The sequence below is a fragment of the Calditrichota bacterium genome (assembly GCA_013112635.1).
Classification (GTDB): domain Bacteria; phylum Calditrichota; class Calditrichia; order Calditrichales; family J004; genus JABFGF01.
In genome coordinates this window covers 143,149-159,686 of the sequence record JABFGF010000004.1, presented here as the reverse complement: position 1 = coordinate 159,686, position 16,538 = coordinate 143,149, and the positions used below count along the sequence as shown (strand labels likewise).

The 16,538-nt window shown below is 36.4% G+C and carries 9 protein-coding genes; 4 read left to right on the top strand and 5 right to left on the bottom strand.

Features of this window, described 5'->3' with window-relative positions:
• Window positions 1-106 precede the first annotated feature (106 nt).
• The 3 genes from HND50_12250 to HND50_12240 all read left to right on the top strand — a co-directional run bounded on the left by HND50_12250 (window position 107) and on the right by HND50_12240 (window position 7,460).
• Entirely contained in the window at window positions 107-2,782 is a 2,676-nt protein-coding gene (locus HND50_12250) for a CHAT domain-containing protein (GenBank protein NOG46003.1), read from the top strand.
• A gap of 410 nt (window positions 2,783-3,192) precedes the next feature.
• Window positions 3,193-6,171: a SusC/RagA family TonB-linked outer membrane protein gene (locus HND50_12245; GenBank protein NOG46002.1), complete on the top strand. Its 2,979-nt coding sequence runs from the start codon at window positions 3,193-3,195 to the stop codon at window positions 6,169-6,171.
• Window positions 6,172-6,185: 14 nt separating this feature from the next.
• Entirely contained in the window at window positions 6,186-7,460 is a 1,275-nt protein-coding gene (locus HND50_12240) for a RagB/SusD family nutrient uptake outer membrane protein (GenBank protein ID NOG46001.1), read from the top strand.
• A gap of 34 nt (window positions 7,461-7,494) precedes the next feature.
• On the opposite strand, the gene HND50_12235 is transcribed toward HND50_12240, so the two are convergent.
• The 5 genes from HND50_12235 to HND50_12215 form a co-directional block, all read right to left on the bottom strand.
• Window positions 7,495-8,553 (bottom strand): hypothetical protein, encoded by a 1,059-nt coding sequence (locus HND50_12235; protein NOG46000.1) that lies wholly within the window; start codon window positions 8,551-8,553, stop codon window positions 7,495-7,497.
• A gap of 164 nt (window positions 8,554-8,717) precedes the next feature.
• A complete protein-coding gene (locus HND50_12230; GenBank protein NOG45999.1) occupies window positions 8,718-9,389 on the bottom strand; it encodes a ribulose-phosphate 3-epimerase in 672 nt (223 codons plus the stop codon).
• Between the two features lie 41 nt (window positions 9,390-9,430).
• Window positions 9,431-11,428 carry a transketolase gene (gene tkt / locus HND50_12225; GenBank protein ID NOG45998.1) on the bottom strand — a complete coding sequence of 666 codons (1,998 nt, stop codon included), beginning with the start codon at window positions 11,426-11,428 and terminating at the stop codon, window positions 9,431-9,433.
• 138 nt (window positions 11,429-11,566) lie between these two features.
• A complete protein-coding gene (locus tag HND50_12220) occupies window positions 11,567-12,229 on the bottom strand; it encodes an HAD-IA family hydrolase (protein NOG45997.1) in 663 nt (220 codons plus the stop codon).
• Window positions 12,230-12,638: 409 nt separating this feature from the next.
• Complete coding sequence (locus HND50_12215) at window positions 12,639-15,347, bottom strand: T9SS type A sorting domain-containing protein (protein NOG45996.1); 2,709 nt, start codon at window positions 15,345-15,347, stop codon at window positions 12,639-12,641.
• A gap of 116 nt (window positions 15,348-15,463) precedes the next feature.
• Here HND50_12215 and HND50_12210 point away from each other — a divergent pair, with 116 nt between their 5' ends.
• Window positions 15,464-16,480, top strand: a complete 1,017-nt coding sequence (locus HND50_12210) for a zinc-binding dehydrogenase (protein ID NOG45995.1) — start codon at window positions 15,464-15,466, stop codon at window positions 16,478-16,480.
• Window positions 16,481-16,538: the final 58 nt, after the last annotated feature.

Sequence of the window (16,538 nt, the reverse complement as noted above, 5' to 3'; positions counted from 1 at the left end):
ATCCAAAACCACCGGTAGATGAAGATCCACCACCGGAAAATTAACTACATTAAAAAAGCTGCTTGAATAAGTAGCTTTTTTTTTTGCAAAAGAGTATCTTCGGCTCATGCAAAAACAAATTCAAATAATATTAATCACAACTATTTTATTTTTTACAACTTCTACTTATCCCCAAGTTTCCTCAGCTAAAGACTCAATAGAGTGGGCATTTAAAAAAATTGAACGAGGTCAAAAACACTCAACTGATTCATTGGAAAATGCAATTAAGTATTATACGGAAGCTATTAGAATTGGAAAGAAAGCAAAAAATAATCATTTACTTTATAATGCATTTTTCCGCCTGGGATATCAGTATTATCTAATGGATAATCGGGGCAAAGCACATTATTTTTTTCAACAATCAATTGAAGTTGAAAAACATTTGGAGGCCAGCGAGCTGATTTTTAATACTTCCTATTATGTTGCAGTAATTCATTATTTAAATGATGACTATAGTTCGGCGCTTAAGAGTTTGACAGCTGCTGAAAAATCAACTTTAAAAAATCCCAATATAAAACGCCGATTACTAATTTATACTTTGCGTGTTAAGATCTATAGCTATTTAGACCAATATGATCTGGCAAAACAACTTTTAAACAAAGCCATTAAAATATCACTAGAAGAAAAAGATACTCCATACTTGCACAGTTTTTATGAAGCATTGGCTGATTTGGCAAAGAAAGGGAAAAAATATGATGAGGCCATTACATATTATAAAAAATCAAATCAAAGTCTTGTCAACTTAAAATCCAGCAAGGTACCTGAGTTTAGATCTTATAATTACAATCAAATTGGAAATTGTTATTTTCTTAAAAAAGATTTTCAACTTGCGAGAAAACATTATTTAATCGGGCATAGAATTGCAGATGAAAACAATATTCAATATTATGCTTTGAACAATTTGTTAGCTCTGGTAAAATTAGAAACCCAGCTTGGTCAATATAAAAAAGCGTTTGAGTACATGTCGCTGGTTGATTCAATTGATACTGAAAATGATATTGGTCTTGAAATAATGAAAAATAGTAGAATCGGCAATCTTTTCTACAAAACAAATGAATTAAACTCAGCACTTTTTTATTATAAGCGATCTCTAAAGCTAACAGAAGAACGAAAAGGAAAAATTAATATAAGTAGGTTTCGAATTGGATTTAACAGTAGAGACTATTCGAAATCGTTAAGTATTGCAAGGATTTACAAAACGCTTTACAAGAAAACTAATAATATTTCTCTCTTTGATTCTTTGTTTAAATACATCAACATTTCCCGCTCCAGGTCATTATTTGAAAACGCTAGTAGGTTGAATTTACCAAGTACAAATCCGTATTTGGCAAGCATGGAGAAAATTGATGATTTTTATAAAAGTATTAGAACTCTTGAGCAAACAGGCCCAGGGACTATTGAAGAGTTAGATAGATTAAAATATACACTAGTTTCAAAACAGGTTGAAATAATAAAAGACGATGCTGCCTCTTTCAAAACGATAACCCGGAATGAATACCAAAAATATTTATCCGACAATAACTCATGTTCCATTATTTATACAGTAAACGAACATGATCAATTTGCAATTTATTTGGATGGTCAAAATACAAAAGTAATTGATTTGAATATTAATCCAGATTCATTACAAAACAATATCAAGAAACTATTTGAATCCGCTTTTAATAACTCGGAAATAAAAAATCTTGTGTTTAATGCAAAATTGTCACATTCAGTTTATTTATCACTTTGGGACCAAATTGAAAAAAACATAAATATTCTTAAAAATGTAATTATTATCCCTGACCAAAATGTACTCAATTTTCCGTTCGATATTTTAATGTACGATGCTCCGGAATACTCTATATATTCAATAAATGGACAACAAGATTATTTAGAGAAGCTATTAATTCAAAAGTACAATTTTTCATACTTGCCATCAGCAAATATTATCAAAGCATTCAAAAAAAGAAATGAAAATAAAGATGTTTTTTTAATTGCCAATCCACATTTTAATCTTGAATATAAAATTAACCAAGAAATAATTAATCACTCCGGTTGGTCTTTTGAACCTTTGATGTATTCGAATGCCGAAATTAAATCAATAAAAGAATATTACGAAGATGCAGTTGTTTTTAATCGTGAAAAAGCCGTAAAAGGAAACTTCGAGAACCGGCTTAGTTCAGCCAAAATTATCCATTTTGCTACACATGCATTTATTGATACAGTATTTGATTTATTTTCCGGCTTGGTTTTGACATTGCCCAACGATTTATCTGATAACGGTTTTTTATTAGGCTTTGAAATTAGCCAGTTAGATTTAAATTGTGATCTAGTCACTTTAAGTGCCTGCGAAAGTGGGCGTGGAAAGATCGTTTCAGCTGAAGGTGTAATGGGGTTACCCCGTCTGTTTTTAAACTCCGGTGCACGATCGGTTTTAATGACATTATGGAAAATTGATGATATGCAAAGTGCTTCTTTGATACCAGTTTTTTATGAAAATATAAATCAAAAGAAGCTTTCTAAAATTGAAGCAGTTGGTGAAGCCAAAAGAATGTATTTAAGAAATAAAAATAACAACTACTTCTCCCATCCATTTTTTTGGGCGGCATTCAGTTTATATGGAGATGCTGGTACAATCCATAGTTCGAGAATAAAAACAGAAACAAATAATATGTTGGTTTTAGTATTATTTATTTTTGCGGGATTATTAGTTTTGGTTTTTTACCAAAAGCGCTTAAATAGGCAAATAAAACAATCTTAAAGCTATATTTCTTTTAAAAAACAACTTTTTTTATTTTTACTGCACCATTTTTCAATTTCATTTACACTATATATATAAAGGGTTCCATTCCCTGGTAATTCCCGATTGTTTTTCGGGTTTATATATTAACCACAATTCCTTGACCCCCTCTGGGAATTGTGGTTTTTTTATTTATAATAAAATCAAGTTTTGGGACTGAATAAGTGAAATAAATAGCAAGGTTGCTTTTATAAAGCTATTCATGTATACTTTACTTCGAATCTCGCTTTCAACCAACGACCAAAACCAATGACATATATCATAGCAGGGAAATGCTTTCCCTTCCATAACCTATATACTCGGGGCCCGTAAAGCCTACTCACCAAAATTATAAATTACTTGAGGCATATTAACAATTGAGAGGAGTAAGCATGACTAAATTATATAGACTATATTTAGCACTTTTTTCACTACTTATATTTACAACAGGTGTATTTGCACAAAATGAGCCTGCTGAAGAAGTGAAAATTAGTGGCAGCGTAGTGGACGAAAACAATGAGCCACTTCCGGGTGTTAATATTCAACTTAAAGGGACTTTTATCGGTACATCTACCGATATTGATGGTCTTTTCTCTTTCCATGTACCGTTTTTAGATGGAGCAGAAAGAACCTTAACTTTTTCTTTTGTAGGGTATCGTACTGAAGAAGTTAATATTTCTGTAAAATCAACAGGTATTTCTGTTACTTTGTATGAGGATATTTTACGTACATCAGAAATTGTTGTAACAGGTATTGCAACCTCTGTAAAAAGACAAAACCTGGCTAACTCAGTTGGCTCCATAAATTCAGATGAACTATTAGGTGCTCCTACGCAAAGTGTTGAATCTGCTATGGCAGGCAAAATGCCAGGCATGGTGGTAAGCCAAAATACGGGTGCACCAGGTGGTGGAGTATTTGTTAATCTGCGTGGTGTTTCAACCATCGAGGGTAAGACGGAGCCGCTTTATGTAGTGGATGGTATGATTGTTAATAATTCTGCCACACAGTCCGGGATTGATAGAATTACGGAAGCAGCAGGAGCTGGAAGTAGCAGACCTCAGGGCCAACCGGTAAACAGAATTGCTGACATCAACCCCAATGATATAGAAAATGTAGAGGTTTTAAAAGGCGCTAGTGCCGCTGCAATTTATGGTGCGAAAGCTTCAAATGGTGTAATTATTATTACAACGAAAAAGGGAAGTGCCGGTAAAACAAAAATCAATGTAAGTCAAAGAACTGGATACAGCTCAATTTTGAATACCATTGGTGCAAGAAAATTTAATGCTGAAACAGCAGAAGCCTATCAAGAGGGTGGCGGTGATCTTTTTCGTCAAAATGGTAATATAGATTATGAAGATATCATTTATGGCGAAAACGGCTTATTATCAGAATCATCAATATCGGCCTCTGGTGGAACTGAAAATACACAGTTTTATATTTCAGGCTTACGCAAAAATGAAGATGGAATTGTTAAAAATACTGGATACGAAAAATTATCAGGTAAAATAAACCTTTCTCACCGTTTTAGTCCGAGATTAAAACTTGATACTTATTCCAGTTTTATCAACACCGAAGCTAATCGTGCAATTACAGGCAATGACAATTCCGGAACGACATTCGGTGTTTCTTTAGCTTTTACTCCAGGTTTTGTTGATTTGAGACCTAAAAATGGTGTTTACCCGGATGGACCCGGTGGTTCTAACCCAATCCACACACGCGATGCGTTAATCAATAGAGAAACAGTTTACAGAGCGATGAACTCAGCAAAACTGACTTATAACTTGTTACGTGGTTCTACACAAAATCTTGATTTTATATTTCAAGGTGGATTTGATTATTATTCTCAATTTAACAAACTCTATGCGCCGGCTGAGCTGCAATTCGAAAAGGCAAGTGGTGAGCCTGTTACTTCTATAAATGGAGAAACAAGAGGGCTAAACACTACTGCTTATTTTAGTTTTGCACATAGTATGGCAATGGAAGATATGGTTTTTAATTCTTCTGCAGGTTTTCAGATTGAAAATGAAAAAGTAGATAATACAGTTGTTGAAGCACATAATATTCCAGCCGGACAATCCAATGTTGATTTGGCAGCAAGAAATGCAACTTATCAAACAATCAACAAAAGATATGATCAAGGCGTTTTCTTTCAGGAAGAAATAAGTCTGGAAGAAAAAATATATTTAACTTTTGGCTTAAGAGCGGATAGAAGTAGCGCTCATGGCGATGTTGACAAGTTCTTCACATATCCCAAAGCCTCTGGTTCAATAAGGCTGTCAGAATATGATTTCTGGGAAGGTTTAAATGATATAAGTAATGATTTTAAACTTAGGGCAGCTTGGGGGCAAACCGGTAATTCGCCGATTCCAGCTGCAAAATACAGATCATTTACAACAGCAAATATTGATGGACAACCGGGCTTGATACCAAGAACGCAAGTTGGCGATCCAAATATTAAACCCGAAAGAACGACTGAAACTGAATTTGGTGTAGATGCTTCATTTTTTGAAGGATTAGTTGGTATTGAGTTTTCATATTATATGCAAACTATTGAAGATCTGATATTAATTTCAGACTTACCTCTTTCATCCGGGTTTCAAGAAAAATTTTCAAATGCCGGTGAAATGGAAACAAAAGGTCTCGAGCTTTCTGTAATTTCTTCTCCCCTTAAAACCGCTGATATGCGCTGGGATACACGTATAAATTTTTCAAAAACAGAATCAGAAATCACAAAGCTAAATGTTGATCCCTTTAATAAAGGTGGATTTGCGACATCATTGGGAACCTACCGAATTGAAGAAGGAAAATCACCAACATCAATTATTGGCAATGACGCCGATGGAAATGTTGTTGATTTTGGAGATGAAACACCTGACTTCGAAATGGGCTTTTCAAATAGTTTTTCTTATGGCAATTTTAACCTGAGTTTCTTGTTTCATTGGAAACAAGGTGGTGATGTAATTAACCTTGGTCGTTTTTTGACAGATTTAGGTCAAGTGAGCGATGATTGGGAAAAAGAAAAAGTTGATGTACTTGATGATGACGGTATTAAGATTGGGGAAATAACACCCCGCTTACGTGGTGATTTTGGTACCGGTCCATGGATTGAAGATGGAACATATATCAAATTGCGCGAAGCCAGTTTAACCTATAACGTAGACAAAGAATTTGTCAATAGTTGGTTTAACGGATTGGTGTCGTCTTTAAATGTAGGTATTTCCGGACGTAATCTATTTGTAATTACTGATTACTCAGGATACGATCCGGAAGTCAGTAACTTCGGTAATGTTGCGATTGGTCGCTCAGTTGATGTAATTCCATTTCCATCAGCACGAAGTATTTATTTTAATGTATCATTAGGTCTTAACTAGGGAGGATAGCTAATATGAATTATATAAAAAGAAATATATTTGTTACGCTCTTGGCTACCTTTTTAATAAGCCTTGGGCTAAATAGTTGCAAAAATCTTGATTTTCCAAATCCAAATGATCCTGATTTAGATAACCCTCCTGATATTCAAAGGCTTGTTTCCGGTTCAGAATCTGAAATGCGTAATGAGCTTGAGATATATCTTCGTGTGGTTGAGACATTTGGTCGTAACGCGTACTACTTTGAAGTAGCTGATCCACGTTATACCGGTGAGTTATTAACAGGCCCAATCGATGAAGGTGGCTTTTTACTTAACCGTCATTGGCAGTCTTGTTATAGGGTTATTAAAACCAGTTCAGTTATCTTGGATGCCTACTCTAATGATAAGCAAGCTACAGGATTTGCTCATACCATCATTGGGTATCAACTATTGATGTTATTGAACTTCACAAATGACAATGGTATTAAAATTGTATTCTCAGAGGATGTAAATACACCGTTTGTATCTAAAGCCGAGGCATATACAGAAATTGAAAGACGCCTGGATCTTGGATATGCTGACCTGACTTCAGGGGGAACAGCCAACTACGCCTTATCATCAGGATTTGATGATGTTACTTTGGCAGAATTTAACAGGGCAATTAAAGCAAGAGTCCTTGTTTTACAAGGTAAATGGGCAGAAGCGTTAACAACATTGGATGATTCTTTCATTGATGAAACTGCGGCGATGGATTTAGGCGCGTACCATGTTTATACATCCGGAGCAGGTGATCAGAATAATAGTCTTTGGGAAGATCCTTTAAGCACCGGACTGAAATTATACGCACATCCAAGTTTTAAAACCGATGCAGAAGCAGGAGATACGCGATTCAGCTCTAAGGTTCTGGAAAGACCGGATTCTTTAACCGGATCTTTTAATAGTTTAACAAGCACATTAGCTGTAACAATAGTTTCTGATTTATTTGATAAGATTTCTATTATCCGTAATGAAGAATTGTTACTATTGAGAGCGGAAGCTAATATTGGTTTAGGTAACAATGGTACAGCAGAAACTGATATCAATGTTGTGCGTGCTGCGGCAGGATTAGCGGGTGTTGATGTTACATCCATGTCGGCAGGTGATGCTTTAAACCAACTTTTACATGAAAAGAGATACTCGCTTTTTATGGAAGGGCATAGGTGGGTAGATATGCGCCATTATGATAAGCTTGGTGATTTACCACTGGATCGGGCTGGCGATGTTGTCATAAAAGAAATGCCAAAACCTGAATCTGAAGTTGCAGGTGGTTAATAATACTAAAACCCTCCCAAACGGGAGGGTTTTTTTAGTTTAGTTTTATCTCAATTCCAAAACGCGGCTTTCCACGAACCTTACTTTTAAATGGGCTTGTATCTGAAGTTACCGTATCACCTATCTCAAATCCCTTTTTTAAACTATTTGTAAACTCAAAGCTATAACCAACAAAAGCATGTAAATCGATTATTCCAAGTGACACACCACCTCCAACCCCAATAATTGGCTCAAATATCTCTGCCAGCCTAAAACCACCAAGCAAATGAAACGAATTTCCAAATGATTTTGCTTTAGTATCGATCGCCTGAAAATGATAGTTAATTACTGCAAATCCCGCAAGGTCAGCCTCCGGTTTTGGGCGCACAATTATGGTTCCATCACTGCCGACAACCAAATCCACATCTCGAACGCTGGTTAGGGCCATTGCAAATCCATAGCTCCATCTTTCTTTGGCAGTATTATCAAATACAATTGTTGCCAATGGGCTTTCATCTGAAAGCTGTTTTTTTACCAGAAAAGAAAGGTCGCTAAAATCCTGATAAACCTTTGGTAGTGAAAAACGGCGCACGTCCACCCAGACAGTATTTTCATTACTCTGCAAAGCAACGGGTTGACCTAATAACCCGACAAGTCCCAAAAAACCGGGTAAGTTTTCCATAAATGGAGAATTTTTGGCAGTAGCCATAACTGATAGAAACGAAGGGGCGTTCTCCGTTTGCGAAATAAAAACATAATAAAGATTTTCTTCTTCCAGGCCATATAAGCGGGTGTTAAAAAAATCTGTTTGCTCGCCGTGAATAATTCCGATTGGCGCGAACGAATCACTAAAATGAGCAAGCACAACATAATATGCCTTTGGGTCGATCGAATAACCGGAATTTGCAATTACGTTTTTCAAGTTATCAACGGCACTGTCAATTACGCCTTCATGAAACCAGCGATAAGCTTTACCAAAATTTTCATTTTGATCATTGTATGAAAAAGGGGCGCCTGGAACTTGTCTTGGTACTAAAATAGTACGGTCTTGCGCTGATAAAACTGATGAGATTAATATCCAGGTTGCTATAAAAAGCTTAAAAGTTTTGAACATAACAATTTCCTTTCGAGATGTTTACGATTGGAAATTCCTTTTAAAGCGGAGAGTTTTAGGTGAGCCATCCTGGCGGATGTGAAAATATGGAAATAAAAATATTTAATTGCAAGCGATGAAATGATCAACTCTGATATGAGCGAATAGCCGAGATATAATACATCTTAGTCATTAACAATTTTTAGCATTTCCTGAATTGTTGCTGCCGGGTTTTCAGTATTATAAATCCCGGAACCGGAAACGATAATTTCAGCACCGGCGTCAGAGATTTCCTTTATGTTATCAATTTTTACACCGCCATCTACCTCAACTTCAATGTGGTTTAAACCGCGGTCATTTAAAAGCTGTTGAGTTTGCCGAAGTTTGTTTAATGCATTCGAAATAAATTTCTGACCGCCAAATCCCGGATTCACCGACATAATTAGAATAAGATCGATATCTTCTACAATTTCTTCAATTGAGGAAACAGGCGTGTGTGGATTTAACGCAATGCCTGCTTTTACACCTTTTTCTTTTATGGATTGAATAACCCTGTGTAAATGAGTACACGCTTCTTCATGAACCGTTAAATAATCTGCACCGGCTTTGGCAAATGCATCAATATAGTCACCAGGATTTTCAATCATCAGATGAACATCTAAAGGAAGTTGTGTAACAGGCCTTAATGCTTTTACAATAAAAGGGCCGATTGTGATGTTTGGGACAAAATGGCCATCCATTACATCAACATGAATTACACCGGCGCCTCCATCCTCTACAAGTTTTACCTGTTCTCCAAGTTTGGCAAAATCTGCAGATAAAATGGAGGGGGCGATTTTTCTATTTTTTCTTGGCATATAAAATCCGTTAGTTCTGTTAACACACACTCATAAGAATACTATTTTATTAAGCTAATTGCATGCTCAGCAACATTTTCTGCTGTCAGTCCAAATTGTTTATAAATTTCATCGTAAGGAGCAGAAGTGCCATAGCCGTCAATCGAAATAATTTTTCCTTCAGACCCAACGTATTTGTACCAGGACTGATCTGAACCTGCTTCGATTGCTACTCTTGCCGCCATCTCTTTTGGTAATACTGCTTGCTTGTATGTCTCGTTTTGCTGATCAAAAAGTTCACAGCTCGGCATAGAAATCACACGTGATGCAATGCCTTTTTTGTTGAGAATTTTTTGGGCATCCATTGCTATTTCAACTTCAGAACCGGATGCTATTAAGGCCACTTTTGCGTCATCCATTCCTGAAAATATATAACCACCTTTTTGAACATTGCTGGCTGCAGCAAGATTTTTTCTATCCGGGTTTGCCAGTTTTTGGCGAGTCAAAATTAAAGCTGTAGGACCGGATGTGTTATTGATGGCACTCTCCCAGGCCCAAATAGTTTCAGCAGCATCGCTAGGCCGGATAACTGTTAAATTTGGGATAGTTCTTAATGAGGCCAAGTGTTCAATAGGTTGATGTGTTGGGCCATCTTCACCAAGGCCAATTGAATCATGAGTAAAAACATAAATTACCCGGATTCCCATCATTGCAGAAAGACGAATACTGTTGCGCATATAATCTGAAAAGACAAGAAAAGTCCCGCCATAAGGAATTATTCCGCCATGGAGGGCAAGCCCATTCATAATTGCTGCTGTGGCGTGTTCACGGACACCATAGTGTAAATAGTTTCCATCAAAATTTTCAGGATTAATTGCCAATCCATCTTTGGGGAAAGTATTATTGGAAGGTGTTAAGTCCGCTGAACCACCAAGCATTTCAAATAAATTTGGGGTCAGCGCATCCAAAACTTTTCCTGAAGCCGAGCGAGTTGCCATTGCTGTGCCGGCTTCAAACTCCGGTAAATTGTCTTGCCAGTTTTCAGGGAGCTGGCCTTTCATAATTCTTTTAAGTAAATGGGCTGCATCGCGATTGTTATTTTTATAGTTTTTAAATTGTGATTGCCATTTTCCCTGCTCATCAGAACCTTTGTTTGCAGAAGTGTGTGTATATTGTAAAACTTCCTCAGATATATAAAATGTTTTATCCGTTGGTAATCCCAATTTTTCTTTTGTCAGAATAATTTCATCATCTCCAAGTGGAGAACCGTGAACGCCCGATGTACCAGCCTTGTTTGGGCTGCCGAATCCAATAATAGTTTTGCAGGCAATTATAGAAGGGCGATTATCGTTTTTTGCATTATCAATTGCGCTGTTAACAGATTCGAGGTCATGGCCATCGATCCGTTGGGTATGCCAGTTATATGATTCAAACCGTTTTAAAACATCTTCACTAAAAGAGAGTTCAGTTGGACCGTCAATGCTGATATTATTGTCGTCATAAAGTAAAATAAGTTTTCCAAGTTTTAGGTGGCCTGCAAGAGAACAAGCTTCATGCGAAATGCCTTCCATCATGCAGCCGTCTCCAGCTATTACATAAGTATAGTGATCAACAATCGTCTCATTACTTTTGTTGAAATGTGCAGCAAGCCTTTTTTCTGCAATGGCCATACCAACACCATTTGCGACACCTTGGCCAAGTGGACCGGTTGTTGTTTCAATACCTGCTGTGTGCCCATATTCCGGGTGACCCGGCGTTTTACTGTCCCACTGGCGGAAATTCTTTAGTTCATCAAGAGAAAGGTCATATCCCGTGAGGTGAAGAAGGCTATAAATTAACATACTACCATGCCCGGCAGATAATACAAAACGATCCCGGTCAATCCATTTTGGATCATTTGGATTGTGTTTTAAGTGCTTCATCCATAAAACTGATGCAGCGTCAGCCATTCCCATAGGTAAGCCCGGATGGCCTGAATTTGCTTTTTGTATTCCATCTATTGAGAGGCCGCGAATTGTTTTGGCCATTTCCTGAAGCTGTTGTATTTCTGTAACGGTCATCGGTATTTCCTTCTTATAGCTATTTTTTGATTAATTCCAATTTTACAAAATTTAAACACAAATTTACACTTTTATTTAGCGGTCAAATAATGAAAAAAGCATTTATAATTTGGGTTTTGGAAGTAACTATTTTGGCGGTTAAAAACTTGGCACAAGAATATCGTTAAGTTCAACAATTGAATCTATCATGAAATCTGGATTGTATTTTAACAGTTTTTCTTTACTGCGAAATCCGTAAGTGACAGCACAGGTATGAATATTTGCAGCTTTTCCTGCTATAATATCATTTTTAGTATCACCAATTATAATTGTTTTTTGTTTTGAACAGTCCAAAGTTTCAATTATGTGATTTATTGAATCAGGTGCAGGTTTTTTGGGAAAATGAGGATTACTGCCCATAACAATCTTAAAATAATTTTCAATATCAAGCTTATGGATAATCTCTTCTGTGAACCGTTGTGCTTTGTTGCTAAGAACAGCCATCTTAAGCTGTCTCAGTTCTTTTAAAATGTTTAAAACGCCTGGATAAAGATATGTGTTATCGGCAAGATGATTTGCATAAAATTCTACAAAAAAATTAAAGCCTTGTTCACGAAGTGATTCGCTTGAGCCTGGCAAGCAACGTTCAATAAGCTTTTTTATGCCATTGCCAACATAGCTGGTAATGGTTGCTTCAGGCAAGGTTGGCAATTTGAGTTGAGCCAGCATGTAATTAGCCGCATCAGCAATATCCTGTCGTGTTTCTGCCAAAGTCCCATCTAAATCGAAAATAATTAATTCAATTTTTAATTTTTCTGTCATTCTTTACTTCTTCTAAATATTTGTTTTAGAATAATATCTTAAGCAATCGTCAATATGTGTATGGGAAGTTTATTTCAAAGTTTATATCCGGGTAGATATAAATGGAACTTAAAAGAAAAAATGCCGGTGTAGCCCAGCCCGGGTACGGATTATCTCCTCCACACCGGCTTTTTTCACATCAAGGTTTTTAATATAAGCATTTCATGGCAGGAAAAAAAAGGGGTATTTTAATATTTTTCAAATTTTAAAATATTCTATAGAAAAATATTTCTAACTATTTTCTCTTTTGAGAGCAAAACTATTTCAAATAGAAGTAGTTATTTTGGAACGTATTTAGAAAGATTGTGCTAAAAAAAATCCCATTAAGGATTATTCATAATGGGATTTTTATGTGGATCATTTAGTTTAACTATTTCATCAAAATTGCTTTGCGTGTTTGGATGTTTTTACCCGCCACGAGCTGGATAAAATAAAGGCCACTGGCAAGTTTTGTTGCATCCCATGAAACAGTATGCTTACCTGCTTTATAGGTAACATTATTTAATAAAGTTGCCACTTTTTTTCCAATCAGGTCAAAAATGGTAATTGTAATGTTACGACTTTGAGGAAGAGAAAAATCGATTTGGGCAATTGGGTTAAAGGGGTTTGGATAAACATTGCTGATCTCAAATTTTTGAGGAATGATTTTTTTCTCTGATTCTTCAATTGAGACAACCTGCTCATTCATATAATTGTCCAACATATAAACCATGTTTGCCCTAAGTGCATCATTGTCAAATAACCATGGTCTTGAAGCCAGGTATACAAAGTCACCGCCTTTTGCAGGATTGCTCCAAACACCCGCTCCTTTTGCGTTATCAAAACCTTCAGTTGTTTTAAATAATAATGTACTATTCTCATTGGCTGTTGTTGTATCAAACAAAGCTATTAAAGGCATGTTGGAAGTAACTGGCATATCCACTAATCCACTATATGCACTCAGGTAGTTTTTAATTAATGAGTTTTCTTTCTCATCCCAGTTTATACCCAGGTATTCCCTCATCATATCATCAATAAAAAATTGTCCAAATTTGGTTGCTAAAATTATGTTTCCGCCTTCGTTTAAATAGTCAATCATTGGTAGTTTTTGCCAATTATCAAAGTCACTTTGTGTCTTATTGGATATCCAGATTATAGTTGAATATTCACCTAGTATATCGACTGACAGATCTCCAATTCCTAATGGCTCTGGCAAGGTGTTTGGATACCCCTCGCTTGGTTCGTTAGAAAAATCCCAAAAAGTGATTGGGGCATCACCCCAAAACGCCCTGTTCTCATATGCTTCCCTAACTCCGCTAGTATTCCATGTAAGTCCATTTAAAAGCAAAGTACCTTTGTTTAAAGGAGGGTCTATTAGTTTTCTTTTTGAATCTTTTAATATCCAATCATCTGGATCAAGTGTAACTGACAATGGCTTTTGATCAATTGAAAACTCAAAGGATTGCGATTGCAACGAATCCCACACTACATAATTAAGCGTGTCCGATTCAGTTATTATTTGTACATCAATCGGCATCCAAAAAAATCCTGTATTTGTCTGTTTCTGGTCAATAATTAAGCTGATGTTAAATCCACTATCAGTTTCAATAACCTTATGTCCATATGCATAAACCGGGAAATATTCGCCATAAATCCATTGCTGAAAAAACTTCTCGAGATTTAATCCGCTAACCTCTTCAGCTACTTGTTGAAAATCCGAAGTATATGCAGCACCGTATTTTGTTTTTGGATTATCGTACCATGCTTGCATTATTTCAAAAAAAGTATCATCGCCAACTACGCCACGTAACATGTGCAGCACAAAGGACCCTTTTGCATAACTAAGGTTCTGGTTAAAAATACGATTAGTGTTGGTTGTATCTTCAACAAAAATAGTTCCCGGGCCTTTATAACCATCATTTGCTATCTGATTTTTGTAAGCCTGCTTTCCATATATTTGTTCAACAATCAATGCTTCTGAATAGGTTGCAAACCCTTCATTTAACCAGATATCCTGGAACGATGCACAAGTCACCATGTCGCCCCACCACTGATGTGCCAATTCATGTGAAATTAATCCTTCGCTATAGAAACCTTGATTAAACTGGATTGGTCCAAGGGTTGTCATAGTTTGATGTTCCATACCACCAAAGATTGATGCTTCTGCATGGCCATACTTTTCACCCATAAACGGGTACTCGCCGTATAAATCAGCAAATATCTGAATCATATTATCTACAAGAAAAAAACCAGGTTTGGAGTTTTCAAAATTTTCCGGGGCAACAAAAAACATTATAGGAAGGGAATCGCCATTTTGGGCGACATAAGTGTCTTCATACCTTGTGTATTCATAAGCTGCGATTGAAACAAGATATGTGGCGATTGGGTATCCAACTTTCCAGTGAAAAGTCGTTCTTCCATTATTGGTTATTTCTGAATGTAGTTTACCATTTGCAGCAGCTGACCAACCTTCAGGCACAGTGTAAATAATGTCCATGCTGTCTGCTTTGTCCAAAGCTGTATCTTTGCAAGGCCACCAATCACGGGCACCGTATGGTTCGCTAAGGCTCCAGATGTGGTCTCTTCCTAAAACTTCTGTATGGCCAAAAGAAACACCGAAAACACTTGTTCCACCAAAATCAGTTGGTCCATGGTAGTATATCGTAAATGAAAAGCTTTCATCTTGCACATGAGATTTATCAAGAGTAATTATTAGCAAATCACTTGGTCTGCCGGCATCGTGTTCATGAACAAAATTTAGGGATAGTTCTTCAGATTTGATTGAATCAACAGTTAAAAATGTATTGAAATCCAGAACAACTTCGCTTAACTCTGCTAAACTGACGGTTGCTTTAATTTCAACGGAACCATTCATATTTGTATTGGCCGGATGCAAATCCAGGGACAGTCCATAATAACTAACATCATAACCCCGTCCATCTTCCAAAGCTGTTACAGGATTTTGGTTAAATGATTTTGCAAGTGCTTTTGCTTTTCGATTGGCTTCAATTTGGCGGTGTTCATTGTTTGGAGTAAAAATGGTTTGGGAAAAAATTTGAGATGAAAGAGCTAACAAAATGAGCAGAGTAAAAATTTTCATAGTTTTCCTTAAAGGTTGAGTTTTACATGATTAGAATATTTGGTTAATTTGCTTACGCCAATGGTTTTTCAAAGTTACTAATTTAATTTATTTAAGTGATAGTTTAAAGGGGATTTATGAGAGTTGTTCGAATTCATAAGCATGGTGGTGTTGATAATTTGAAGATTGATAACCTTGAAACTCCTAAACCGGCCCCAAACGAAGTTTTGGTCAAAATAAAATATGCGGCACTAAACCATCTGGATATATTTGTACGTGAAGGTTTCCCCGGCATTCCCTTACCTTTGGTTTTGGGCAGCGATGGCGCAGGAGAAATTGTAGAAGTTGGTTCAGAAGTAGAGAATTATACAACAGGCGATGAAATAATAAATGTCCCTTTTCGCATTCCTTTAGATGATCCATTAGTAAAAAGAAACCAGGAAAACCTATCTTCTAAATATACAATACCCGGCGAACACAGTAATGGATGCCAGGCAGAGTATGTTTCAATTCCGCAAGAGTTTATTCTGCATAAACCCAAAAATATAAGCTGGGAGGAAGCAGCAGCTTTTCCGTTGGCATCGTTAACGGCCTACCATATGCTTATTGCAAAAGTAAATCTTCAAAAAGGACAATGGGTATTAATATATGGTGCTTCAAGTGGTGTTGGCAGTGCAGCAATTCAAATTGCTAAAGCGATTAGTGCAAACGTAATTACAACAGTTGGCTCAAAAGAAAAGGCAGAAATGGCAAAAAAACTTGGGGCTGACTATACTATAAATTACAATGAAGAACCGATCGGCAAAACAGCAAAAGAAATAAGCGGCGGTATTGATATTGTATTTGAGCACACGGGTGAAAAAACCTGGCGAGATTCCCTCCGTTGTTTAAAAATTGGTGGTAAAGTTGTAACCTGCGGTGCAACGACCGGGCCGTTTGTAAACATTGATTTGCGGGCCTTGTTTATAAAACAACAACAGATTATCGGATCAACAATGGGAACAATGCAAGATATGAAAAAGGTTTGTGAACTTGTAGCTCAGAAAAAACTAAAGCCAGTTGTTGGCAAAATATTTGATTTCGAAGATATTAAATTGGCACATGAATGGCTAGAATCAGGTAAACAGTTTGGAAAGGTTTTATTGAGATTTTAAATAAAAGATTTAGCTATTTCAGCACTGTAAACTTTCCGCTTTAGATTTTCTATTATTA